Source organism: Curtobacterium sp. MMLR14_002 (genome assembly GCF_001864975.1).
GTDB classification, from domain to species: domain Bacteria; phylum Actinomycetota; class Actinomycetes; order Actinomycetales; family Microbacteriaceae; genus Curtobacterium; species Curtobacterium flaccumfaciens.
The window spans coordinates 12,100-35,336 of sequence record NZ_MJGT01000065.1 but is presented as its reverse complement, the minus strand read 5'-3'; the positions used below and the strand labels follow the sequence as shown (position 1 = coordinate 35,336).

General features: G+C 72.9%; 18 protein-coding genes. 7 read left to right on the top strand and 11 right to left on the bottom strand.

All coding sequences use genetic code 11. The features are described from left to right. Positions 1–69: 69 nt before the first annotated feature. The 6 genes from secA to mtrA all read right to left on the bottom strand — a co-directional run bounded on the left by secA (position 70) and on the right by mtrA (position 8,784). A complete protein-coding gene (gene secA, locus BIU91_RS12920) occupies positions 70–2,856 on the bottom strand; it encodes a preprotein translocase subunit SecA (protein WP_071405777.1) in 2,787 nt (928 codons plus the stop codon). A 170-nt stretch (positions 2,857–3,026) separates the two neighbouring features. Beyond that, the gene (raiA, locus tag BIU91_RS12915) at positions 3,027–3,737 is read right to left on the bottom strand and encodes a ribosome-associated translation inhibitor RaiA (protein ID WP_071405776.1); all 711 of its coding nucleotides are present in this window, start codon (positions 3,735–3,737) and stop codon (positions 3,027–3,029) included. A gap of 158 nt (positions 3,738–3,895) precedes the next feature. Further along, the gene (locus tag BIU91_RS12910) at positions 3,896–4,558 is read right to left on the bottom strand and encodes a phosphoribosyltransferase family protein (protein ID WP_071405794.1); all 663 of its coding nucleotides are present in this window, start codon (positions 4,556–4,558) and stop codon (positions 3,896–3,898) included. 97 nt (positions 4,559–4,655) lie between these two features. Beyond that, a complete protein-coding gene (locus tag BIU91_RS12905) occupies positions 4,656–6,338 on the bottom strand; it encodes a GerMN domain-containing protein (protein ID WP_084741232.1) in 1,683 nt (560 codons plus the stop codon). Beyond that, positions 6,338–8,104: an MtrAB system histidine kinase MtrB gene (mtrB, locus tag BIU91_RS12900; protein ID WP_253183753.1), complete on the bottom strand. Its 1,767-nt coding sequence runs from the start codon at positions 8,102–8,104 to the stop codon at positions 6,338–6,340. Before mtrB ends, BIU91_RS12905 begins: the two co-directional genes overlap by 1 nt. 5 nt (positions 8,105–8,109) lie before the next feature. Continuing rightward, positions 8,110–8,784 (bottom strand): MtrAB system response regulator MtrA, encoded by a 675-nt coding sequence (gene mtrA / locus BIU91_RS12895; RefSeq protein ID WP_017888813.1) that lies wholly within the window; start codon positions 8,782–8,784, stop codon positions 8,110–8,112. Between the two features lie 341 nt (positions 8,785–9,125). Here mtrA and BIU91_RS12890 point away from each other — a divergent pair, with 341 nt between their 5' ends. The 5 genes from BIU91_RS12890 (at position 9,126) to BIU91_RS12870 (ending at position 14,584) form a co-directional block, all read left to right on the top strand. Next, a complete protein-coding gene (locus BIU91_RS12890; RefSeq protein WP_071405775.1) occupies positions 9,126–10,337 on the top strand; it encodes a glycerophosphoryl diester phosphodiesterase membrane domain-containing protein in 1,212 nt (403 codons plus the stop codon). Next, complete coding sequence (locus BIU91_RS12885; RefSeq protein ID WP_071405774.1) at positions 10,334–10,975, top strand: DUF4129 domain-containing protein; 642 nt, start codon at positions 10,334–10,336, stop codon at positions 10,973–10,975. The genes BIU91_RS12890 and BIU91_RS12885 overlap by 4 nt, the downstream gene beginning before the upstream one ends. Then, entirely contained in the window at positions 10,972–12,219 is a 1,248-nt protein-coding gene (locus BIU91_RS12880) for a DUF4350 domain-containing protein (RefSeq protein ID WP_071405773.1), read from the top strand. The genes BIU91_RS12885 and BIU91_RS12880 overlap by 4 nt, the downstream gene beginning before the upstream one ends. A 71-nt stretch (positions 12,220–12,290) precedes the next feature. Further along, complete coding sequence (locus BIU91_RS12875; RefSeq protein ID WP_042538896.1) at positions 12,291–13,232, top strand: MoxR family ATPase; 942 nt, start codon at positions 12,291–12,293, stop codon at positions 13,230–13,232. Continuing rightward, a complete protein-coding gene (locus tag BIU91_RS12870; RefSeq protein ID WP_071405772.1) occupies positions 13,232–14,584 on the top strand; it encodes a DUF58 domain-containing protein in 1,353 nt (450 codons plus the stop codon). The genes BIU91_RS12875 and BIU91_RS12870 overlap by 1 nt, the downstream gene beginning before the upstream one ends. 13 nt (positions 14,585–14,597) lie before the next feature. On the opposite strand, the gene BIU91_RS12865 is transcribed toward BIU91_RS12870, so the two are convergent. Continuing rightward, the gene (locus tag BIU91_RS12865) at positions 14,598–15,596 is read right to left on the bottom strand and encodes a stage II sporulation protein M (RefSeq protein ID WP_071405771.1); all 999 of its coding nucleotides are present in this window, start codon (positions 15,594–15,596) and stop codon (positions 14,598–14,600) included. 42 nt (positions 15,597–15,638) lie between these two features. Between BIU91_RS12865 and BIU91_RS12860 the strand changes: the two genes are divergently transcribed. Further along, entirely contained in the window at positions 15,639–16,508 is an 870-nt protein-coding gene (locus BIU91_RS12860) for an RDD family protein (RefSeq protein ID WP_071405770.1), read from the top strand. A 118-nt stretch (positions 16,509–16,626) separates the two neighbouring features. Here the strand turns inward: BIU91_RS12860 and ahcY are convergent, their stop codons facing one another. Together ahcY and BIU91_RS12850 are read right to left on the bottom strand one after the other, a co-directional pair. After that, complete coding sequence (gene ahcY / locus BIU91_RS12855) at positions 16,627–18,105, bottom strand: adenosylhomocysteinase (protein WP_071405791.1); 1,479 nt, start codon at positions 18,103–18,105, stop codon at positions 16,627–16,629. Between the two features lie 105 nt (positions 18,106–18,210). Beyond that, positions 18,211–18,426 carry a DUF3499 family protein gene (locus tag BIU91_RS12850; protein WP_071405769.1) on the bottom strand — a complete coding sequence of 72 codons (216 nt, stop codon included), beginning with the start codon at positions 18,424–18,426 and terminating at the stop codon, positions 18,211–18,213. Between the two features lie 59 nt (positions 18,427–18,485). On the opposite strand from BIU91_RS12850, the gene BIU91_RS12845 reads away from it, so the two are divergent. Beyond that, positions 18,486–18,926, top strand: coding sequence for a metallopeptidase family protein (locus BIU91_RS12845; RefSeq protein WP_071405768.1), 441 nt, complete (start codon positions 18,486–18,488; stop codon positions 18,924–18,926). 22 nt (positions 18,927–18,948) lie between these two features. Here the strand turns inward: BIU91_RS12845 and BIU91_RS12840 are convergent, their stop codons facing one another. Together BIU91_RS12840 and BIU91_RS12835 are read right to left on the bottom strand one after the other, a co-directional pair. Next, a complete protein-coding gene (locus BIU91_RS12840) occupies positions 18,949–20,358 on the bottom strand; it encodes a DUF5719 family protein (RefSeq protein WP_071405767.1) in 1,410 nt (469 codons plus the stop codon). Further along, the gene (locus BIU91_RS12835; RefSeq protein ID WP_071405766.1) at positions 20,355–23,192 is read right to left on the bottom strand and encodes a glycosyltransferase; all 2,838 of its coding nucleotides are present in this window, start codon (positions 23,190–23,192) and stop codon (positions 20,355–20,357) included. Before BIU91_RS12835 ends, BIU91_RS12840 begins: the two co-directional genes overlap by 4 nt. Positions 23,193–23,237: the final 45 nt, after the last annotated feature.

Sequence of the window (23,237 nt, the reverse complement as noted above, 5' to 3'; positions counted from 1 at the left end):
GAGCAGGAATGGTCGGGTCCCGACGTGGGACCCGACCATTTCTGCTCACGATGCGCTCGCGCGCGGACGCTAGTTCTTCTTGGCCGCCTGGCGACGCTCGGCGCGGTTGCTCGCCGCGGCCTGACCGGAGGCGGTGGCCGCGTTGCCGAACGCGGAGCCCTGCTCCGGCTCGGCGGCCGCTTCGGCCTCAGCCTCGGCCTGGGCGCGCTGCGCACGAGCGGTCGCGGCCTGCTCGAGGCGACCCTTCTCGTCGCGGACCTCGACCTCGCCGTCGATCGACGGTGCCGAGTACTCGAGGCCGGAGACCTCGTCCTCGCCGAGGCCCTTGGCCTCGATGACCGCGTTCTCGCCGTCGGACTGCACCTGGACCTCGAGGTTGAAGAGGTAGCCCACGGACTCCTCGCGGATCTGCCCCATCATCGTCTGGAACAGGGCGTAGCCCTCGCGCTGGTACTCGACCAGCGGGTCGCGCTGCGCCATCGCGCGGAGGCCGATGCCGTCCTTCAGGTAGTCCATCTCGTACAGGTGGTCGCGCCAGCGGCGGTCGATCACCGAGAGCACCACACGACGCTCGAGCTCACGCATCGCCTCGTCGCCGAGGAGCTCCTCGCGCTGCTGGTAGGCCAGCTTGGCGTCGGAGAGGATCTCGCGGGCCAGGAAGTCACGCGATGCCTTGCCCTTCGAGCCGGCCTCGGTGATGACCTCGTCGATGGAGATCGAGATCGGGTAGAGCGTGCCGAGCTCGGTCCACATGGCGTCGAGGTCCCAGTCGTCCGGGGAGCCTTCGCCGGTGTGGCTGTCGATCACGTCGTCGATGACGGCCTTGAGGAACGACTGCGCGCGGTCGTGCAGGTCGTCGCCCTCGAGGATGTGGCGGCGGTCGCTGTAGATCGCCTCGCGCTGGCGGTTCAGGACGTCGTCGTACTTCAGGACGTTCTTGCGGATCTCGGCGTTGCGGCCCTCGACCTGCGCCTGGGCGGAACGGATCGCACGGCCGACGAGCTTGTTCTCGATCGCCAGGTCGTCCGGCACGTTCGAGCGGCCCATCAGGCTCTCGGCGGCACCGGAGTTGAACAGGCGCATCAGGTCGTCGGTCAGCGACAGGTAGAAGCGGCTCTCGCCCGGGTCACCCTGGCGGCCGGAACGACCACGCAGCTGGTTGTCGATGCGGCGCGACTCGTGGCGCTCGGTGCCGAGCACGTACAGGCCGCCGACGGCGCGGACCTTGTCGCCCTCTTCCTCGACCTCGGCCTTGACGCGGGCGAACACGTCGTCCCACTCGGCCTCGTACTCGTCGGGGGTCTCGGTCGGCGACAGGCCCTTGGCGTGCATCTCCTGCACGGCGAGGAACTCCGCGTTGCCACCGAGCATGATGTCGGTACCACGACCGGCCATGTTCGTCGCGACGGTCACGGCGCCGAAGCGACCGGCCTGGGCGACGATCGCGGCTTCACGTGCGTGGTTCTTCGCGTTGAGGACCTCGTGCTTGACGCCCTGCTTGGCGAGGAGCTTCGACAGGTACTCGGACTTCTCGACGCTCGTGGTGCCGACGAGGACGGGCTGGCCCTTCTCGTGGCGCTCCGCGATGTCCTCGGCGACCTGCTCGAACTTCGCCTTCTCGTTCTTGTAGACGAGGTCGGTCTGGTCGATGCGCTGCATCGGCTTGTTCGTCGGGATGGGGACGACGCCGAGCTTGTAGGTCGACATGAACTCGGCCGCCTCGGTCTCGGCGGTACCGGTCATGCCGGAGAGCTTCTGGTAGAGGCGGAAGTAGTTCTGCAGCGTGACGGTGGCGAGGGTCTGGTTCTCGGCCTTGACCTCGACACCTTCCTTCGCCTCGATCGCCTGGTGGATGCCCTCGTTGTAGCGGCGGCCCATCAGGATGCGGCCGGTGTGCTCGTCGACGATGAGCACCTCGCCGTTCATCACGACGTAGTCCTTGTCCTTCTTGAACAGGGCGACGGCCTTGATGGAGTTGTTCAGGAACGAGATGAGCGGGGTGTTCGCCGACTCGTACAGGTTCTCGATGCCGAGGTAGTCCTCGACCTTCTCGATGCCGGGCTCGAGGACACCGACGGTGCGCTTCTTCTCGTCGACCTCGTAGTCCTCGCCCGGGGTGAGGCGCTTGGCGATCGAGGCGAACTCGGTGAACCAGCGGTTGGCCTCGCCCGAGGACGGACCGGAGATGATGAGCGGCGTGCGGGCCTCGTCGATGAGGATCGAGTCGACCTCGTCCACGACGGCGAAGAAGTGACCACGCTGCACCATGTCGGACGCCTGCCACGCCATGTTGTCGCGCAGGTAGTCGAAGCCGAACTCGTTGTTGGTGCCGTACGTGATGTCGGCGGCGTACTGCTCGCGGCGCTCGGCCGGGGTCTGGTTCGCGATGATGCAGCCGGTGGTCATGCCGAGCGCGCGGAAGACGCGGCCCATGATCTCGGACTGGTACGACGCCAGGTAGTCGTTGACCGTGATGACGTGCACGCCGCGCGACGGGATCGCGTTGAGGTAGGCGGCGGTCGTCGCGACGAGGGTCTTGCCCTCACCGGTCTTCATCTCGGCGATGTTGCCGAGGTGCAGGGCCGCGCCACCCATGAGCTGCACGTCGAAGTGCCGCATGCCCAGGGTCCGCTTCGCGGCTTCACGCACGGCGGCGAACGCCTCGGGCAGGAGGTCGTCGAGGGTCTCGCCGTTGGCGTACCGCTCGCGCAGCTCCTTGGTCTCGTCGTGGAGTTCCTCGTCGGTGAGGCTCGAGAAGTCGTCCTCGAGGTCGTTGATGGCCGAGGCGTACGCCTTCAGCCGGCGGAGGGTTCGTCCTTCGCCGATGCGGAGGACCTTCTCCAGCACGTTTGCCACGTGAACTCCTTACGAGGTCGTCGCGCGCGACCTGCACGCCCGATCGACCAGTCATGCTAGCAACCCGCGAACCCACGGCGCTGTGAGCGGCGCGGTTGTCGCGGACACGGGTGTGCGCGGCCCGCGAACGGACCGCGCACACGGTGGGGGGCCGGAGGCCCCGAGTCGGATCAGGCGATCGCGGCTGCGCGCTCCGCGTCGGTGTCGACCGCGGCCGGCGCCTGGCCTGCGGGCACCTCGTCGATGCCGATCACGCCGTAGTCCCAGCCCTTGCGTCGGTACACGACACTCGGACGGCGGGTCTCGGCGTCGAGGAACAGGTAGAAGTCGTGCCCGACGAGTTCCATGTAGTACAGGGCGTCGTCGACCGTCATCGGGGCGGCCTCGAAGACCTTGTGCCGGATGACGACCGGGCTGTAGACCTCGTTCTCGTCCTCGGCGGCCTCTTGGTCGACGACCGGGACGGCACCGGTCGCGACGTCCTCGATGAGCTTGCCGTCGGCCGGGACGACGCCCATGCCGTCGAACCCGCTGCCGGCGGCCTCGGCGACCGAGGTGGGGCGGTGCCGCCCGTGGTGCACCTTGCGGCGGTCACGCGCCCGACGGAGGCGTTCCATGATCCGCGCGAAGGCGAGGTCGAAGGCGGCGTACTTGTCCGACGCCGCGGACTCGGCCCGTACGAGCGGCCCCGGTCCGATCAGCGTGAGCTCCACGCGGTCCTCGCCCTGGCTGCCGCTCGACTTCTCGTGGTGGCGGCTGATGCGCACCTCGAAGGCGAGGGCGCGGTCGGCGAGCACGTCGATCTTCTCGGACTTCTGTTCGACGTAGGTGCGGAAACGGTCGGTGACCCCGACGTTCCGGCCCGTGATCGTCACGTCCATGTGGCGGCTCCCATCCAGTGTCGGCGCGTCGCCTCCGTCCGGCGACCCGAACGCCTTGTCGCGAGGCTAGACCCGGCGCACCCTCGGCGTCACGGGGAGGCGGCGAGTCCGTCGGACACTCACCGGACACACAGCGGCCACCGGGTGTTCACCGATCATCAGTCGTCGACGCTCGCCACGGCGACGCAGCGCACCACCCGACCGCCCGCCGCCCGCACCGCTCGGACGCCCTCGGCCATCGTGACGCCCGTCGTCACGACGTCGTCGACGAGCACGACGTCGCGGCCGTCGACACCGGTCGCCCGCAGGGTCCCGACGGTCGCGGCGACGCGTTCCACCGCCGACCGCTCCTTCTGCCCCGGTCCGGATCGCCGTCGTCCGGCAGGGGTCCGGCCGAGGCACCCCGTGTGCCGGACACCGCCGCGGGCGAGCAGCAGCACCACCGGGTCGAACCCACGGCGGCGGGCACCCGCGCGGGACGGCGGCACCCGGAGCACCACGGTGCCGTCCGGGGCCGCGGCGAGCGCCGCGCGGACGAGGGCACCGAAGCGGACGCCGAGCGGACGTGCGACGTCGACCCGGCCCCGGAGCTTGAGTTCGAGGACCAGGGTGCGGACCAGCCCCTCGTACTCGAAGGCCGCGTCGAGCCGGACGCCGGCGACCAGCCGGACCCGCCTCGGCCGTGCGTCGAGCGCCGCGCGGCACGGTGGGCAGAGCGCGCGGTCCGGGCGGCCGCAGCCCAGGCAGGCGACCGGCAGGACGAGCCCGAGCACGGCGAGCAGGGCGTCACGCCACGGGGTGGGGGCGTCGTCAGGGGGCATGCCCACGACTGTGGTGGTGACCGGACGACGGCGGTGGGCCGGCGTGCCGGACGGTGGACGGGCCTCCAGGCAGGGCGGGGTGTGGAGGACGGTGGCGTCAGCGCTGGACGCCGAGCACGTCGGCGGTGACGCCCGTCGAGTCCCAGCCGCCCCCGGTGGACTGCAGGACGTCGCCGCTCGACATCCGCAGCAGCAGCGCGCCGCCGCTGCCGCCGCTGATCGCGGTGGCGCGCCCGTCGGGCTTCGGCAGGGTGCTCGACTTGCCGCCGATGGTGGTGCGGACGATGTTCGGACCGGTCGGCGTCTGCCCGACCGAGGCGACGTCGGTGTCGTTCACCCACGCGGCGTCGACCGCGGTGCCGCTGGCGGCCTGCACGCGGACCGGGGCGCCGAACGAGGTCGGTGACCGGTCGGACCCGCGGATGATCGCCATCACGTACAGGCCGGGGCCGTCCGCGGTCTCGATGAGTGCGAGGGCCCTGGTGGAGTCGCGGGACACCTGGAACGACACGAGGTCGCCGCGCGGCAACGTGGTGCGCACCTGGTGGGGGTCGCCGCCGAGGCCGTACGCGGTGATGTGACGGGTGTCGGACTGCTGCCCCACCCAGACGAAGCCGAGGTCGTCGACGGCGGGGGCGACGAGGTCCTCGCGGGCGTCGACGCGCAGGCGGTCCTTGCCGCGCACGACGACGACGCCGTCCCGGTTGCCGACGGCGGCGGTGGTGCCGGACGCCGACAGGGCGATCGAGGTCGGGTCGAGGCCGGCGATCGCGGCCCCGACGCCGCTGCCGAGCTCGGCGACCTTGCCGGTGCCCGAGGCGGCGTAGCCGACGACGCCGTCCTCGTCGACCAGGGGTCGGGGGTCGACGTCGGGGTTCTGCTGGGCGTCGGCTCCCCCGGAGTCCGGCACCGACAGCGTCGCGCCCTCGATCGTCATCGACACCGACGAGATGGTGGCGACCGAGGCGAGGGACTTGCTGAGCTGTTCGCGCATCCGGACCTTGTCGATGGTGCTCGCGCCCAGGGCGTCCCTCGACAGGTCGACCAGGGCCGTGCCGCTGTCGATCGTCACGGCGTTGAGCGACAGCTGGGTGCCCTCCGGGAACGACGAGACGACGGCGCCCTTCAGCCAGTCGGCGGGGCCGGCGAGCAGGGCGCTGGCGATGCGGGTGCTGGTGGAGGAGCGTGCGAGGAACCAGCGCTGGTCGGGCACGAGGAAGCGGTAGGTCGGGTCGTAGAAGTACAGGGCGTGTGCCTGGAACACCGACTCGAAGCTGACCGGCGACAGGATGATGCCGTCCGGGGCGTAGGCGATGCGCCACTCGCCGTCCTCGCGGACGAACTGGAACGTCAGCGTCGACGAGGTCGGGCGGACCGCCTGGGTGTACTCCCCGTCGGAGTCGACCGTGGCGCTGGCCGTCATCGTGTAGGTGAGCTCGCGGTCGTCGGCGCGCTCGACGGTGCCGCTGCCGTCCCGGATCGTGACGCCCTGCCGGGGGTTCCACCGCTGGGCGAAGTCGGCGGCCAGGAACTGCCGGGCGATCGCGTAGTTGTCCTGGGCACCGGTGGCGGCGGCGATGAACCCGCGGAGGATCGCCGTCTGGTCGGACCCGGTGATCGGCTTGTCCGGCCGGAAGTCGACGCCCGAGAGCGACTCGTCCTTGATGGTCTGCCCGGTGCGCACGGCACCGTCGGTCGGGATGGCCGCACAGGCGGTGACCGCGAGCAGGCTGACCGCGGCGAGCGCGACGGCGAGGACGTGGCGGATCCGGTGGCGCATCAGGACTCCTCTCGCACGGCGCGGGGGCCGTCGTACGACTCGTCGAGCTCGGGCAGCGGGATGGCCGAGGTGGCGGTGGTGCCCTGCTCGTTGCGGGGCAGGGTGAGCACGAACGTCGATCCCGCGCCCGGTCGGGACCACACGTCGATGCGCCCGCCGTGGAGCTTCGCGTCGCCGAGGCTGATCGCGAGGCCGAGGCCGGTGCCGCCGATGGTGCGCTTGCGGCTCGGGTCGGCCCGCCAGAAGCGGTCGAACACCCGTGCGGCGTCCTCCGGCGGCATGCCGACGCCCTGGTCGCGGACGGCGATGGCGACGGTGCGTGCGTCGCTGTCGACGACGACCTGCACGGGCTTCGCGTCGCCGTGCTCGATGGCGTTGCCGACGAGGTTGCGCAGGATCCGTCGGACCCGCTTGGCGTCGAGCCGCATCGTGGTGTGGCCGCCGGGGGTCGCGAGCTGCAGGTCGATGCCGGCGCGTTCGGCCAGCGGGCGGAACTCCTCGACGATGTCCGCGGCGAGGGAGGCCGGCACGACGGGTGCGGTGTCGAGCTGCACCGCCTGGGCGTCGTACCGGGAGATCTCGAGCAGGTCGGCGAGGAGCATCTCGAAGCGCTCCACCTGGGCGTGCAGGAGCTCGGCGGACCGGCCGACCGACGGTTCGAACGCGTGCCGGGAGTCGTAGAGCATGTCGCCGGCGAGCCGGATCGTGGTGAGCGGGGTACGGAGCTCGTGCGACACGTCGGAGACGAACCGCTGCTGCACGCGGGAGAGCTCGGCGAGCTGGGTGATCTGGCGGCTGACCGCCTCGGCCATCCCGTTGAAGCTCCGTGCCAGGGTCGCCAGGTCGTCCTGGCCGCGCACCGGGATGCGTTCGTCGAGGCGCCCCGCGGCGATCTTCCGGCTCGTCTCGGCGGCACCGCGGATCGGCACGACGACGAGCCGGACGACGAGCGAGGTGACCAGGGCGATGAGCACCATCAGGGCCACACCGCCGATCGAGAGCGTCTGGGAGACGAAGTCCAGGGTCTGCTGCGCGTCGGAGAGGTCGTAGACCAGGTAGAGCTCGTACTGGCCGGCGCTCGGGATCTGCAGCGTGGAGCCGACGGCGAGGCCCGGCACCCGGCGCCCGTCGTCGTCGAGTTCGACGGGCTGCAGGCTGAGCCGACCGGTGTTCTGCGCGACCTCCTTGCGCAGGGCGTCGGTGATCACCGCGTCCGGGAAGTCCTGGCTGGCGATCGTCTGCAGCGTCTGCGGGGTGGACTGGTCCGGGCTCCGCTCGATGGCGATGCTCGTGCCGCCCGGGCTCGTCGTGTTCGACAGGATCGCCTGCTGCGCCTCGTTCTGCAGGGTCTCGAGCTCGGACTGGTTGTTGTCCTCGGCCGCCGTCGCCGCGTCGAAGATCCCCTGGGCGACGATGGTGGCCCGTGCGGATTCGGACTCGATCTGGTCGCGGCGCTGCGAGTAGACGTTCGTCGAGATGCTCACCATGACCGCGGTGCCGATGATCCCCACCGCGAGCCCGGTCGTCATCACGGTGATGGCGACCGAGCGGAACATGAGCGAGCGCCGCCACAGGTAGGCGATCGGACGCCAGGCGCGTCGGAGCCAGCGCCGCATCCGGCGACGGCTGCGGTCGACGACGCCGATCGAGACGGTGGTGCTGCCGGCCCCACCCGCACCGCCGGACCCACCGGCGCCGGTGGCCCGGCCGGCGCCGCCGACCCGGCCGGAGCGTGCCGAGCCCGGCGGGCGCGTCGAGGGCGGCACGGTGCTCAGGCTCCTCCGGCGCGGTACCCGACGCCGCGGACCGTGGTGACGGTCTTCGGGTTGTCCGGGTCGTGCTCGATCTTCGCGCGGAGCCGCTGCACGTGCACGTTCACCAGACGGGTGTCCGCCTTGTAGTGGTAGCCCCAGACCTGCTCGAGCAGCATCTCGCGGGTGAACACCTGGTTCGGCTTCTCGGCGAGCGCCCGGAGCAGGTCGAACTCGAGCGGCGTGAGCGCGATCACGGTGTCGCCGCGGCGCACCTCGTGCCCGGCGACGTCGACCGTGACGTCGCCGACGTGCAGCACGGTGGCGTCGGACGCGCTCGGCCGCAGGCGGGTCCGGATGCGCGCGACGAGCTCCTTCGGGTTGAAGGGCTTCACGACGTAGTCGTCGGCACCGTTCTCGAGCCCGAGGACGACGTCGGCGGTGTCGCTCTTCGCCGTGAGCATGATGATCGGCGTGCCGCTCTCGGCACGGATGCGCTTGCACACCTCGATGCCGTCGATGCCGGGCAGCATGACGTCGAGCAGGACGAGGTCCGGCTTGGTGGCGTGGAACGCGTCGACGGCGTCGTTGCCGTCGGCGCTGAACTCGGGTTCGTACCCCTCGGAGCGGAGCACGATGCCGATCATCTCGGAGAGGGCCTGGTCGTCGTCGACGACGAGGATGCGCGGTGTCATGTGATCTGGACTCCGGGTGGCGTGCGGGTGCCGTGGTCGGCACGTGTCCCCACACGATAGCCGAGGCCCCGCCGCGCCGGGTTTTCCGCCAGGATGGGGGTGGACCGTGCAACGCTGGCTCGGTCCGACACGACGAGGGGGCTGGAGTCATGTCCGATTGGCACACACCGGGCGGTGGGCAGCAGGGTGCGCCGACGCCGCCGGCGTCCGGACCGGCGCCGGGACCAGGACCAGGACCAGGACCCCAGCCTGGAGGCCCGCCCCGCTTCTCCGTGCCGCCGCAGCCCGCCCCGGGGCCGGGTCCGGGGCGACCGGGCGGTCCGTCCAGTGGCTCGCGTCCGGTGATCCCGCTGCGCCCGCTCGGTCTCGGGGACATCCTGGCCGGCGCGTTCACGGTCTTCCGCCGGAACGCCCGCGTGCTGCTGCTCTGGAGCGTGCTGCTGAGCGGTGTGCTCGGCCTGCTCTCGACGCTGGCCAGCACCTTCGGGCAGCGGGCGTTGCAGTCGCGGATGTTCTCGGCCCTCGACGGCGGCAGCGGTGCCGACTCGGTGGTCGCTGGCACGCTGACGCTCACGGCACTGCTCTCGGTCGTGCTGCCGTTCCTCGCCTACCTCGGTCGCGGGTTCCTGGTGGCGCCGGTCGCCGCCGACACCGGGCAGCGGGTCCTCGGCCGTCGCGCCACGTTCCGGGGGCTGTGGGCGCTGCTCGCCGGCCGCCGGTGGTCCGTCGTCGCGTGGATGCTCGTGCAGATCGGGGCCGGTGTGGTCCTCGCACTCCTGGCTGGGCTCGTGTTCTTCGGGGTGTTCGCGGCCATGGGCGCCGCCGACTCCGGCACCGGGTGGTTCGTGCTGGTGCTCGTGCTGTTCGTGCTCGGCATCGGTGTCGTCGTCGTGTGGCTCGCCACGCGCTTCGTGCTCACCGTCCCGACCATCGCGCTCGAGGGCCGGCCGGTCTTCGCCGCAGCCGCACAGTCGTGGCGCCTGACCCGCGGGGCCTTCTGGCGGACCTTCGGCATCCTGCTGCTCGTGCACCTGATGTTCGGGTTCGCGGCGTCCATCGCGTCGATCCCGCTCACCATCGGCGCCGTGCTCGTCGGGGGCACGTTCGACCCGCTCGGGCAGACGGGTGGCACGTCGGGAGCCGGCACCGGTGCGGTCATCGCCATCGTCGTCGGGAGCCTGCTCGCGATCGCGGTGCAGTGCATCACCGACGTGCTGAGCGCCTCGATCACGACGTTCCTCGCCATCGACCGGCGGATCCGCACCGAGGCGCTCGACCAGCGGATCGCGTCGCACCTGGACTCCGGGCAGCCGACCGACCCGTTCGCCCCGTCCGAGCCCGTCGCACGCCCGCCGTGGCCGCCGCAGCAGCAGTGGGGTGGCCAGCAGTGGCAGGCGCAGCAGCAGCCGTGGCCCGGGCAGCAGCAGTGGCAGCCCGGTCAGCAGCAGCAACCCTGGCAGCCCGGTCAGCAGCAGCAACCCTGGCAGCCCGGCCAGCAGCAGCAACCCTGGCAGCAGGGTCCGGGCCAGGCACCGCCGAACGGCTCCGCGTGACGGCGGTCGACCCGGACGAGGCGCGTCGCCTGCTCGAGCGCGAGCTCGAACGGTCCGCCTACGACGGTGCCCGGCCGACGTGGTGGGACCGTGCCTCGCGCTCCTTCCTCGACTGGCTCGGGTCGCTCCGCGCCGACGGCATCGACTCCCCCTCGGCGGCCCGCACCGCGCTGGTGATCGCGATCGTGGTGCTCGTCGCGGTCGTCGTGCTCGTCGTCGTCGCCCGCGGACTCCCCCGCCGGCGCGCGCGGGCCGGTGACGGTGACACCGGCGGGGTGTTCGACGCCGACGACCTGCGCTCCGCCCGGGAACTCCTCGAAGCGGCCCAGGCCGCCGTCCGTCGCGCCGATTGGTCGGCAGCGGTGCTCGACGGGTTCCGCGCGATCGCCAGGGGTCTCGGCGAGCGCGACCTGGTGCCCGACGTGCCCGGAGCCACCGCGCGGACGATCGCCGCACGGGGCGCCGTGCCGTTCCCCGCGTCGGCCGGTGCACTCGACGCGGCAGCGACCGCCTTCGACGCGGTCCGGTACCTCGGTGCCGACGCCGACGAAGCCGCGGCCCTGCGCGTGCTCGACACCGAGCGGACCGTCCGGCAGGCCCGGCCCGCCCGGGCCGAGGGACCGGTGGTGCCGGCATGACGACCGAAACCGCCACGCGGACGAGCGCCGGACCGACTCCTGCTCGGGCTCCGGCTCCGGCCGAGGGACGCCGGTTCCGCATCGGGTTCTGGGTCGCGATCGTCCTGGTCGGCGTCCTGCTCGCCGCGCTGACCGCCGTCGTGCAGGGCACCGACCCGGACGCACCGCGCGCACTCGACCCGACCTCGACGACGGCCAGTGGTTCTGTCGCGCTGGTCCGGGTGCTCGAACAGCGGGGCACCGCGGTCTCCGTCACCGACACCGTCGACGGCGTCGGCGGGATCGACGGCGGCACGGTGTTCATCGACGACGCCGACGGGGCGCTCGACCCCGCCGTCGCGGAACGCATCGCCCGCACGGCGCGGCACGTCGTGGTCGTCGGGACGAGCGGCGCCGGCCTCGATGCGCTGCTCGGGGTCCCGGTCGACCCGCCCGCCCAGATCGACGGTGACGCCACCGTCTCGACGGCCTCGTGCGGGATCCCGGCGGCGGCCTCGGCTGCCCGGGTGACGACCGCCGGCTCCGGGTACACCGTGGACGACGACGCCGCCGAGCGGTGCGCGCCGACGGGCGAGGGCGGTTCCCGGGTCTGGGGCCTCGTGCGCACCACGACCCCGGGCGGCGACGTCACCCTGCTCGGCACGACCTCGGCGTTCCGGAACGACACGATCGCCACCGCCGGGAACGCCGCGCTCGCCCTCGGGCTGCTCGGCGCCGACGAGCGACTCGTCTGGTACACCCCGGCCGTCGGCACCCCCGACGCCGCACCGACCCTCGGCGAGCTCGCCCCGCCGTGGGTCCCGAGCGCCCTCGCACTGCTCGCCCTCGTCGCCGTGGCGGCCGGTGTCTGGCGGGGCCGACGGCTCGGCCCGCTCGTCGTCGAGCGGTTGCCCGTCGTCGTCCGTGCCGCGGAGACCACCGAGGGTCGCGCCCGCTTGTACGCCCGCACCCGTGACCGCACCCACGCCCTCGACACCCTGCGCGTCGCCGCCGTCCGCCGCATCGGCCGGATGCTCGGACTTCCCCGATCGGCCCACGTCGACGAGGTCGTCCGGACCGCGGCCCAGGCCACCGGCATCCCGCACACGCGTGTCGGCGCCGTGCTCGTCGGCGGGACCACCGACGACGACCGTGCACTCGTCGACGGCACCGCCGCGCTCGACGACCTCGAACGCGCCGTCCGCCGGGCGACCTCCGGTGACCGACCGACCTCCGACCCCGACCGACCAGGAGCACGACCGTGACCGACCTGCCCCCTGCCACCACCGAGCACACCGCACCGGAGCACGACCCGGCGACCGCGGCCGGCTCCGACCTGCGCGACGCGTTCGGCCGGGTCCGCACCGAGGTCGCCAAGGCCGTCGTCGGCCAGGAGGGCGCGGTCTCCGGCATGATCGTCGGACTCCTCGCACAGGGGCACGTGCTGCTCGAGGGCGTCCCCGGTGTCGCGAAGACCCTGCTCGTCCGCAGCCTCGCCGCCGCGATGACGCTCGACACGAAGCGCATCCAGTTCACGCCGGACCTGATGCCCGGCGACGTCACCGGGTCGCTCGTCTACGACGCCTCGACCGGGACGTTCCCGTTCCGCGAGGGCCCCGTCTTCACGAACGTCCTGCTCGCCGACGAGGTCAACCGCACGCCGCCGAAGACCCAGTCGGCCCTGCTCGAGGCGATGGAGGAACGCCAGGTGAGCGTCGACGGCGACGCCCGGGCCCTGCCGGACCCCTTCTTCGTCGCCGCGACGATGAACCCGATCGAGTTCGAGGGCACCTACACGCTGCCCGAGGCGCAGCTCGACCGGTTCCTGATGAAGCTGACGCTCGACATCCCGCCGCGCGACGTCGAGTGGCAGGTGCTCCGGCGCCACGCCGACGGGTTCGTCCCGCGCGACGTCCGGTCGGCCGGCATCACCCCGGTGGTCGGCGTCGACGAGGTCGTCCGTGCGCAGCGTGCCGTCCGCGGCGTCGGGGCCCGCGACGACGTGCTCGCGTACATCGTCGACCTCGCCCGGGCCACCCGGCAGGCGCCGTCCGTCCGCGTCGGGGTGAGCCCCCGCGGAGCGACGGCACTGCTCGCGGCCGCCAAGGCCTGGGCCTGGCTCACCGGCTACGACGCGATCACGCCGGACCACGTGCAGGCCATGGCCCTGCCGGTCTGGCGGCACCGCCTGCGGGTCGCCGCCGACGCCGAGCTCGAGGGCGTCGGTGCCGACGGCGTGCTCCAGCAGGTGCTCGAGCAGGTGCGGGTGCCGATCTAGTGGCGGTCTCCGGCCGGTTCGTCGCGCTCCTCGCCGTCGCCCTCGTGCCCACCGTGCTGCTCGGCAGCGGGTGGGCCGGTCTGGCGTGGGTCGGGGTGGTGCTGCTCGCCGCGGCGCTCGACGTCGTGCTCGCCGCCGACCTGCGACGGGTCCGCGTGGAGCGGCGGATGCCCCGGCTCGCTCGACGCGACAGCACCGCGGACGGCACCCTCGTGCTCGCCAACGACGGCTCCCGGACGGTCCGCGGTGTGGTCCGTGACATGTGGGAGCCGTCGGCCGGCCACCGTCCCCGTCGGATCCGGATGACGGTCCCCGCCGGGGAGCGACGGACGGCCCGGATGCGCTTCACACCGTTCCGTCGTGGTCGACGCCGCACCACCGGGGTCGCCGTGCGGTCCTTCGGTCCCCTGGGCCTCGCCGCACGGCAGCGGGTCGTCGCGGCACCGGGCGAACTCGTCGTGACGCCGCCGTTCCGCTCCCGGCGGCACCTGCCGTCACGGTTGGCACGGCTCCGCGAGCTCGACGGCGAGACCACGCTGCAGCTCCGCGGGCACGGCACCGAGTTCGACTCGCTGCGCGACTACGTGCGCGGCGACGACGTGCGGTCGATCGACTGGCGCGCCACCGCGCGGCGGCAGGACCTCGTCGTCCGCACCTGGCGTCCGGAACGCGACCGACGCGTGGTCGTCGTGGTCGACGCGGGCCGGGCGGGTGCCGGCCGCGTCGCCGACGAACCCCGACTCGACACGTTCATCGAGTCGGCGCTGCTCCTCGGTGCCCTCGCGGCAGCCGCCGGTGACCGCGTCGACCTGGTGGTCCTCGACGACACCGCACACGACCGCGTGCACGGCGCCACCCGCACCGACGTCGTGCAGCGCTTCGGCGAGGCACTCGCGATGGCCGAACCCGGGCTCGCCGCGACCGACTGGGCATCCGTGCCCGCACTCGTCGACTCGATCACGACCTCGCGCGCCATGGTCGTCCTCGCCTCGAGCCTCGACTCCGTCGGCGCCTCGGGCGACCTGCTCGCCGTGCTCCCCCGGCTGTCCCGACGGCACGCGGTCGTCGTGACGAGCATCGAGGACCCGGCCGTCCAGCGGATGGCGCGCGGCGGGGTGGACCCGACCACGGCGATCCGCACGGCGCGGGGCGGAAAGGTGCCGGGCCTCCCGACCGGCGCGGAGCGCGACGTCTACCGACGCGCGGCCGCCGAACGCACCCTGCTCGACGCGGACGGTGCGGCCGACGTCGCACGGCGCTCCGGCGCCGAGGTCGTGCGCGGCGCACCGGCGGACGTCCCGCCGCTCGTCGCCGACGCCTACATCCGGGCGAAGGCCACCGGCCGGCTCTGAACCGGGACGGACGTCAGCCGGCCACCAGGGCGGTGGAGCCGCGCTCGAACTCCTCGAGGTCGCCGCGCTCCCCCGCTCGGTACGCGCGGCCGCCGAGCACCCACTGGTAAGCGAGCACCGCGACCAGGGCGAGGGTGCCGATGCCGATCTTGATCGGCCACGGCCAGTCCTGCCGCGTCACCACGCCCTCGACGATGCCGGACAGCAGCAGGGTCAGGGTCAGGCCGATCGCGATGGTGATGAGTGCGCGGCCGTCCTCGGCGAGGGCCTGGGCGCGCGTGCGTCCAGGCCCCGGCGCCACCCACGACCAGAAGATCATCAGCCCCGCACCGCCGGCGAGGAACACCGAGTAGAGCTCGAGCTGCCCGTGCGGGGAGATGTAGAGGAAGAAGTCGGCAAGGCGGCCCTGGGAGTGCATGATCGCGGCGGAGACCCCGAGGCTGACGGCGTTCTGCATGATCGAGAACGGCACGAAGACCCCGGTGATGCCGAACGCCACCATCGTCGCGGCGATGTAGGCGTTGTTCGTCCAGACCTGCGCGGTGAAGGCCCCGAGGCCACGGTCGGAGTAGTAGTCGACGAAGTCCTGCGTGGCGTACCGGCGCAGGGCCTCGTCGCTGCCGAACGTCGCCGTCGCACCCGGGGTGGTGGTGATCCAGACGGCGACGATCGCCCCGATCGCCACCGTCGCGAGCGCGACCCAGATCGTCACCCAGCGGATCCGGTAGAGCGCCGCGGGCAGCTGCCGCGTGAAGAACAGGGCGACGGCGGTCAACGGGTCGACGGGGGTGCCGGTGAAGCGCAGGCGGGTGCGGAACAGCGTGAGCGAGAGCCGGTCGCCGGTCACGGTGCGCGGTGCGGCGCCCCGGATGCGGGCGAGGTCGGTCGCGGCCTCCTGGTAGCCGGCGACGAGCCGGTCGACGTCCGCGCCGGACCGGTGCCGGGCACGCGCCAGACGGTCGAGCTCCTGCCACCGGTCACGGTGCACCTCGGTGTAGGCATCCAGGTCCACGTGTTCCCCCTCAGGTCGCGCGATCTCCGACAGAATGATCCCATGCCGAAGCCCCGCACGCCGCGTGACCTCGCCGACGCCCGGTTCTCGCGCGACCTCGACGAGACCGCCGACGAGCTGGTGGTGGGCGAGGGCGTCGCGCTCGACGTCCAGCCCGCCGGACTCGTGCTGCGACTCGCGGCCGCGCTGCTGGACGGCCTGTGCGTCCTCGTCCTGTTCGTGCTCGCGCTGTTCGGCGTCTGGCGGCTCTGGCCGAGGGGACTCGAGCCGGCCTGGGGTGCTGCGCTCAACATCGTGCTGCTCGTCGTCGTGCTCGTGCTGGTGCCCGCGGCGGTCGAGACCGTGACGAAGGGGCGGAGCGTCGGACGGTTCGCCACCGGCACCCGGGTCGTCCGGCTCGACGGCGGCGCGATCGGGTTCCGGCACGCCTTCACCCGGTCGCTCGTCGGCCTGTTCGAGCTCTGGATGACGTTCGGCTCGGTCGCCCTGCTCGTCGCGCTGTTCGGCAGTCGGCCTCGGCGCCTCGGAGACCTGCTGGCGGGCACGATCGTGCAGCACGAGCGGCTGCCGAAGCAGCGGGACCCCGAGGTGCTGCTGCCCCCGGAGCTCACGGCGTGGGCCGGTGTCGCGGACGTCTCGGCGCTGCCGCAGCGGTTGGAGAACCGCCTCGGTGCGTTCTTCCGCGGGGCTGCACTGATGCGACCCGAACTGCGCGAGGCGGCGGCGCAGACCCTGGCGGCCGAGGTGTCCGCGTTCGCGCACCCGGTGCCGCCCGTCCCGCCCGAGGTCTTCCTGGCCGGGGTCGTCGTGCTGCGGCGTCAGCGGGACGTCCGGGCGCTGGGTGCCCGCGCCGAACTGCTGACCGCCGCGGGGGCGACCGCGGCGGCGCCCCCGCCGGGCTTCCCGCGCTGACGCGCGGCGCGGCGCTGACTGCCCCCGCGCAACACTGCGAAACGGACACAGCACCGCGGAGATCCACGGTGCTGTGTCCGGAACCAGGTTCCGCCGGCCCCAGGCCGCCCCGCCGCGCTCAGTAGCGGTAGTGGTCCGGCTTGAAGGGACCCTCGACCGGCACACCGATGTACGCCGCCTGCTCCGGACGCAGCGACGTCAGCTGCACCCCGAGGGCGTCGAGGTGCAGGCGCGCGACCTTCTCGTCCAGGTGCTTCGGCAGCACGTACACGCCGGTCGGGTACTCCTCGCGCCGGGTGTGCAGCTCGATCTGCGCGAGCACCTGGTTCGTGAACGAGTTGCTCATCACGAACGACGGGTGCCCGGTCGCGTTGCCGAGGTTCATGAGCCGGCCCTCGGACAGCACCAGGATCGACCGCCCCGTCGGCAGCCGCCACTCGTGCACCTGCGGCTTGATCTCGACCTTCGAGACGCCGGGCAGCGCCTCGAGCCCCGCCATGTCGATCTCGTTGTCGAAGTGCCCCACGTTCGCCACGATCGCCAGGTGCTTCAGCCCGAGCATCTCGTCGACCCCGACGACGCCCAGGTTGCCGGTGCACGTGATGACCATGTCGACGGTGTCGACGACGTCCGCCAGGCGCGCGACCTGGTAGCCGTCCATCGCCGCCTGCAGCGCGCAGATCGGGTCGACCTCGCTGACGATGACGCGGGCGCCCTGCCCGCGGAGCGCCTCGGCCGCACCCTTGCCGACGTCGCCGTAGCCGACGACGAAGGCGACCTTGCCGCCGATGAGCACGTCGGTGGCCCGGTTCAGGCCGTCGGGCAGCGAGTGCCGGATGCCGTACTTGTTGTCGAACTTCGACTTCGTCACCGAGTCGTTGACGTTGATCGCCGGGAACTTCAGCTCGCCGTTCCGGAACAGCTCGTACAGACGGTGGACGCCCGTGGTGGTCTCCTCGGTGACGCCCTGGATGTCGGCCGCGATGCGGGTCCAGCGGTCCGACGACGTCTCGAGCGACCGCGCGACGGTGTCGAGCACGATCTTCCACTCGGTGCTCGCGTCCGGCTCGGCGACCGGGGCGGCACCGGCCGCCTCGGCGTCGGCACCGGTGTGCACGAGCATCGTGGCGTCGCCGCCGTCGTCGAGGATCAGGTTCGGTCCGGTCCAGTCGGCACCCGCCGCGGCGGCCTCGTCGCTCCAGTCGAAGATGCGGCTGGTGCACCACCAGTACTCCTCGAGCGTCTCGCCCTTCCACGCGAACACCGGGACGCCGGCGGGGGCGTCCGGGCTGCCGGTGGGTCCGACGGCGACGGCGGCCGCCGCCTCGTCCTGGGTGGAGAAGATGTTGCAGCTGGCCCAGCGCACCTGCGCGCCGAGGGCGACGAGCGTCTCGATGAGCACCGCGGTCTGCACCGTCATGTGCAGGGACCCGGCGATGCGCGCGCCGGCGAGCGGCTGCGACGCGGCGAACTCGTCACGCAGGGACATCAGGCCCGGCATCTCGTTCTCGGCGAGGCGGATCTGGTGCCGGCCGGCCTCGGCGAGGGACAGGTCGGCGACGCGGAACGCAGCAGCGGTGCGGGTTTCGGTGGGCATGCCCACCAGTCTTCCATGCCGGGAGGCGCGGATCACCAGCCGATCCCGGTCACGTTCCCCGGGCCTCCAGACCGACCCCCGCACCCACGTCGCGGACGCGAGCCGTCAGTCGACGTCGCGCGGCAGCGGCTCGCGCCGCACCACCTGCCAGCCGCGCGGGACGCGCAGGGCGGCAGCGTGCCGGGCGCAGAGGTCGTAGCCGTGCGGCTCGACCCGGGTCGACAGCGGTCCGACGACCACCATGGAGTCGCCGTAGTCGTACGTCAGGGTCGACGAAGCGCTGTTGGCACACGCCACCTTGCTGCAGATCCGCACGTCCATCTCGACAGGGAGCCTAGCGGAGCGTCCGGCGCGCACCCGTCCCCGCGTACGATGTGGGGATGCGTCGGAAGCCTCGCCTCGTCACCCCGGTCGACCGCGGTCGGGGGCGCTCCCGGCACGGCCGCGGTGGGCGTTCGAGCGTCACCGGGCCCGAGCTCGCGCCGATCATCACCCGCGCCGAGGCGTTCGACCGGATCGTCGGCGACAGCGCGCACTACCTGCTCGGTCTCTGGCCCGAGGAGCTCTCCGGCGTCGTGTTCCAGGTGGCGGACATGCCGAGCGACACGACCCTGCCGGACGAGATGCCGCGCTGGCGGATCGACCGCGACACCCGCCGCGTGACCGTCTTCCGGATCCCCGTCGAGCGGGTGAACCGGAGCCCCGAGAAGGACGACTCCGACCGCCGCATCATCATCGAGACCGCGGTGTTCCGCGCGGTCGGCGAGCTGATCGGCAAGGACCCCTGGGACCTGGCGCCGGACCGCTACCGGCACTGGTGAGCCGGGCGGACCTCGCCCGGCGTCAGGGGTAGACGCGGACCGGGGTGGAGACGTCGGTCGCCGGGCGCACCGGGAAGCCGGCGATACCGTCGGCCCCGCGGTAGGTCACACCCGCGACGATGCCCTCCGTCCCGGTCAGCGTGAGCTGCTTCGCGGTCTGCACCGGGAGCGTCACGGTCGCGCCGGACAGGATCTTCAGCGTGCGTCGCTCGTCGCCCGACCGCACCGTGACGGAGCGGTCCTGGCGGGTGGGGTTCACGAAGTTCAGCCGCACGCCCTCGCCCGGGGCGATGGCGGTGATCGTCCGGTCCCCCAGCGGCTCGGCCGAGGCAAACCACCCGAGGTCGGTGCCGCTGCTGGCACCGTCGGTCGGCGTCGTGGTGCGTGCACCGGTGACGACCGGCTCGGTCGAGGTGACGGTGAACGAGTACCGGCCGTCCGGGAAGTCGTCGAGCGCGACGTCGGTGACGACCCCGGGCTCGGCGGTGGCGTTGACGGTCGTACCGCCGCCGTCGGCCGTGCTGATGCCGAGGGTGACGCGCGCCGACTTCGTGCCGGGGACGAACAGCCGGACGATCGGCGCCGCGTCGGCCGTGTCGTCGCCGCGCTGGGCGGCCTGCGCGTCGGCGAGGGCGACGGCGGGGATGACCTGCGAGCGGGACGGCGCGGCCCCACCGGAGACGATGTCGTAGCCGCCCGGGGTGAGGGTGCGGACGACGGACTCCTGCATGTGCGCGACGATCTGGCCGCCGGACGACGTGACGTGCACGACCGTCGAGGCGGCGTCGGACACGAAGCCCGACAGCGGGACGACCTTCTGCGTGTTCGGCGCGACGACGATGCCGGTGGTCCCGGGTGCGCTGACCGTCCCCGAGCCGTCGAAGATCGTCAGGTCGACCGTGGCGTTCACGTCGGTCGGGTTCGAGAGCGTCACGAGGCTCGTCCGACCGGTCTCCGTCGAGCCGCCGACGAGCCACGTGGACTGGGTCGGGTCGTCGCACGAGGCGGCGCCGGCGCCCACCAGGTCGCCGCTCGAGACACTCTGGAAGCTGCTGCCCGCGACCTGCGGCGTCGTCTCGCCGGCGGGGGCCGTCAGGAGTCGGGGGTCGCTGCCGCCGGTGGTCGAGGAGTCGAGCGAGGACCGCTCGACCGTCGAACCGGTCGTCGCGGTCGCGACGGTCGCGGTGCCGACGGTGCTCGCCTGCGTCGCGTCGTTGCCGGCGTCGTCGGACAGGCGCAGCGCACTGCCGGCGCAGACACGCTCGGCGGCGGCGGGGACCGGCGTGACGGTGCGCCCGGCCGGTCGACCCGGTTCGGACTCGGTGCCGATGGCGTGCGCCGCGGTGACGGCACCCGCGGCGACGACGACGGCGACGGCCGTGGCGGTGCCGCGGACGATCCAGCGCCGGACCGAGGACGGGTTGGTGCTCATTCGTCGCGCTCCTCGTCGAAGGTGGTGGCGGGTTCCTCGGCCTCGATGACGTTCGAGGTGGCACGGCGGCGGCGCGGGGCCGTCGGGACCGCGAGGAGTGCTGCGGCGCCGAAGACCACGCCGAGCACGACGAGGTACAGCACGTGGGTGGCCTGGGTCGCCGCGGAGCCGGAGCGGGTGCGGTCGACCTCGCCCTCGTAGTGGAACAGCTGGCCGTTCGTGGTCTCGCCGATGCTCGTGAAGAGCGCGTTCTGACCGATCGCACCGGCGGCCCGGTCGTGCACCGTCTGCGCCTCGGGGTCGTCACCGGCGTCGTCGATCAGCACGAAGCTCACGCCGAGCTCGCGGAGCGCCGGCCGGGGGTCGTACCCGCTGCGGCTCGCCAGGTTGCCGGCGAGCGTCGTCAGCCGTGCGCCGGACTCGCTCAGCCGGAGTGCGGTGGCGTCGAGCGTCGACTGGTCGTCGAGGGTGGAACCCTGCCCGCGCTCGAGCGTGACGGCGAGCGAACCGTCGTCCTGCGGGACGACCACGAGCGTGCCGACGTCCGGGTTCGCCTGGGCCTCGGCGTTCACGTACGCGCTGAGCACCCGGCCGGTGGTCGGCTCGATCGTGGCGGTGCCGAGGTAGAACGCCGCGAAGGCCGGAGCCACGGCCACACCGGCGAGCACGGTCGCGACCAGCCCGGTGACCGGAGCGGCCTTCGGCAGCACGTCGATGCCGATGCAGGCCGCGACCACGAGAGCGAGCCAGTACACGGACAGACCGCTGCCGGGCCAGACGATGGTGGTGGTCGACCCGACACCGGTGACCGTGACGTGGGTGGCGGCGAAGGCCGTGGCGAAGCCGAGGAGCGCGATGACGAGCGCCGAGCCCGCGACCGCCCAGCGGTGGCCGAGCATCGCCCCGATCGCGGCGGCGGCCACGGGGAGCGCGAGGACGGCCATCACGATCGGCAGGACCGTGGCGACCAGCGCGAGTCCGGACGTCGCGGGGAGCCAGCCGCTCCAGTCGGGCAGGGGCTGTCCGATGGCGAGCTGGAGCGCGGACGGCGCCCGGGTCGCGGACGGCGCACCCGGGTCGGCGAACACCGCGAGCAGGTTGCCGCGTGCCGCCTGCGCCAGGATCAGCGGCAGGAAGAGCACCGCGGTCGGCACCGGGATGAACAGGCGACGGTGGGCCCGGCGCCAGCCGACCAGGAGCGCCACGAGCCAGCCGACCAGCAGGACCGGCAGCAGCGACGGCGCCGAGGCGGCGACGACGGCGAACAGGAGCGACGCTCCCGAGGCCCAGGCCCACGAGCGGTGCGCCTCGAGCACGGCGACGAACAGCCACGGCAGCACCAGGTGCGCGATCACGGCGCCGAGGTGTCCGGTCGTCACGGCTCCGACGAGCGACGGGGCGATCGCGTAGAGCGACGCACCGATGACCGGCACCCAGGTGCGGGTCGTGACCTTGCGGACCGCGAACCAGGCCCCCAGTGCGGACAGCGGGAACGCGACGAGCATGACGAGCACGACTGCGGTGGACGGCGACCAGAACACGATCGAGCCGAGCACGGCGAGCACCGCGGCGAAGGGGTCGGACGGGCCGGTGAAGCCCGTGCCGAGCGAGTGGAAGCCGTACCCGACGTTCTGCCAGAGCTGTCCCGGCGTCGCGGAGAGCGGCAGGAGTCCCCCGCCGGTCAGGGCCGGCGACCCGAGCAGCGGGTAGAGCGTCACGACGCTGAGGACCGCGGCGGCCAGGACCACCCAGATGCCGCCGTCGCTCAGGAACGACGCCCGGGCGATCGGGGCGTCCTCCGCACGGGCGAGTTCGACGTCCCGCGAGGTGGTGCGGTGCTCGTGCACCCGACGCCAGCTGACACGGAGCGGTTCGACGGCGGCCCAGCCGAGCTTCTTCGTGCGGGCGAGGTTCTTGCGCGCCCGCCCCGTGCCGCCGCCGAACGCGACGGCGAACGCGGCGGAGAGCTCGGGGACCACGGCGGCGGGGTGCTTCGCGACCAGGTGACCGAGCGCGCGGCCGATCGCGAACGGCACGAGCGTGAGCCAGTGCAGCCAGACCAGCGCGGCGGGCGCGTAGGTCATCCGGCGGTGCAGCTGCGCCTGCCGGTGCATCCGGACGCGCCGCGCCTCGGACACGCGTTTGCGGCCGAACTCCTCGATCGGTCCGGCGCTGGTGACCTTGGCCTCCGGCACGAGGGCGACACGGTGTCCGGCGAGGCGGACCCGCACCGAGAAGTCGAGGGCCGCGTCGACGTCCGGCAATGCCGGGTCGAAGCCGCCGAGCTCGTTCCAGACGGAGCGGCGCACGAGCATGCCGCCCGCGGCGACACCGAGCACGTCGGTGTTGCGGTCGTGCTGGCCCTGGTCGAGCTCGTCCTGCACCAGCACGATCGACCGGCCGAAGCGCATCATGCTCTCGCCGAAGGCGCGGATGAGCGAGGGGTCGTCGTCGGCGACGAGCTTCGGACCGGCGACGACGACCGAGGGCGCGATCTCGACGGCGGACAGCAGGTCGGCGAGTGCGGTCGGCGCCGGCGCGTTGTCGTGGCCGAGGACCCACAGCCACTCGTCGACCGGCTCGTCGGTCGCCGCGGGCGGCGCGCTGCGCTCGCCCTGGCGGACGGCGTCACCGAACGCGGTGCCGGCGGGCAGCCGGACGAGCTGCGCGGACCCGCCGAAGGACAGTTCGGCGGTCGATCCGTCGGTCGTGCCGACGTCGACGACCACCAGGTTCTCGGGGTGGCGGGTCTGGGCGGCGAGCGCGTCCAGGGTCCGGTCGAGGTGGGCCGCCCCGTTGGCGGCGACGAGGATCGCGGTGACTCTGGGCTGCATGACGGGCGTCACTCTACGGTCTGGAGGCGCGGTGTCGGCTGCGGA

Excerpts from the sequence above, each read along its gene's own strand:
- raiA (WP_071405776.1), bottom strand. The coding sequence starts at position 3,737 with ATGGACGTGACGATCACGGGCCGGAACGTCGGGGTCACCGACCGTTTC.
- BIU91_RS12910 (WP_071405794.1), bottom strand. The coding sequence starts at position 4,558 with ATGCCCCCTGACGACGCCCCCACCCCGTGGCGTGACGCCCTGCTCGCC.
- BIU91_RS12905 (WP_084741232.1), bottom strand. The coding sequence starts at position 6,338 with ATGCGCCACCGGATCCGCCACGTCCTCGCCGTCGCGCTCGCCGCGGTC.
- mtrA (WP_017888813.1), bottom strand. The coding sequence starts at position 8,784 with ATGACACCGCGCATCCTCGTCGTCGACGACGACCAGGCCCTCTCCGAG.
- BIU91_RS12880 (WP_071405773.1), top strand. The coding sequence starts at position 10,972 with ATGACGACCGAAACCGCCACGCGGACGAGCGCCGGACCGACTCCTGCT.
- BIU91_RS12860 (WP_071405770.1), top strand. The coding sequence starts at position 15,639 with ATGCCGAAGCCCCGCACGCCGCGTGACCTCGCCGACGCCCGGTTCTCG.
- ahcY (WP_071405791.1), bottom strand. The coding sequence starts at position 18,105 with ATGCCCACCGAAACCCGCACCGCTGCTGCGTTCCGCGTCGCCGACCTG.
- BIU91_RS12850 (WP_071405769.1), bottom strand. The coding sequence starts at position 18,426 with ATGGACGTGCGGATCTGCAGCAAGGTGGCGTGTGCCAACAGCGCTTCG.
- BIU91_RS12845 (WP_071405768.1), top strand. The coding sequence starts at position 18,486 with ATGCGTCGGAAGCCTCGCCTCGTCACCCCGGTCGACCGCGGTCGGGGG.
- BIU91_RS12840 (WP_071405767.1), bottom strand. The coding sequence starts at position 20,358 with ATGAGCACCAACCCGTCCTCGGTCCGGCGCTGGATCGTCCGCGGCACC.
- BIU91_RS12835 (WP_071405766.1), bottom strand. The coding sequence starts at position 23,192 with ATGCAGCCCAGAGTCACCGCGATCCTCGTCGCCGCCAACGGGGCGGCC.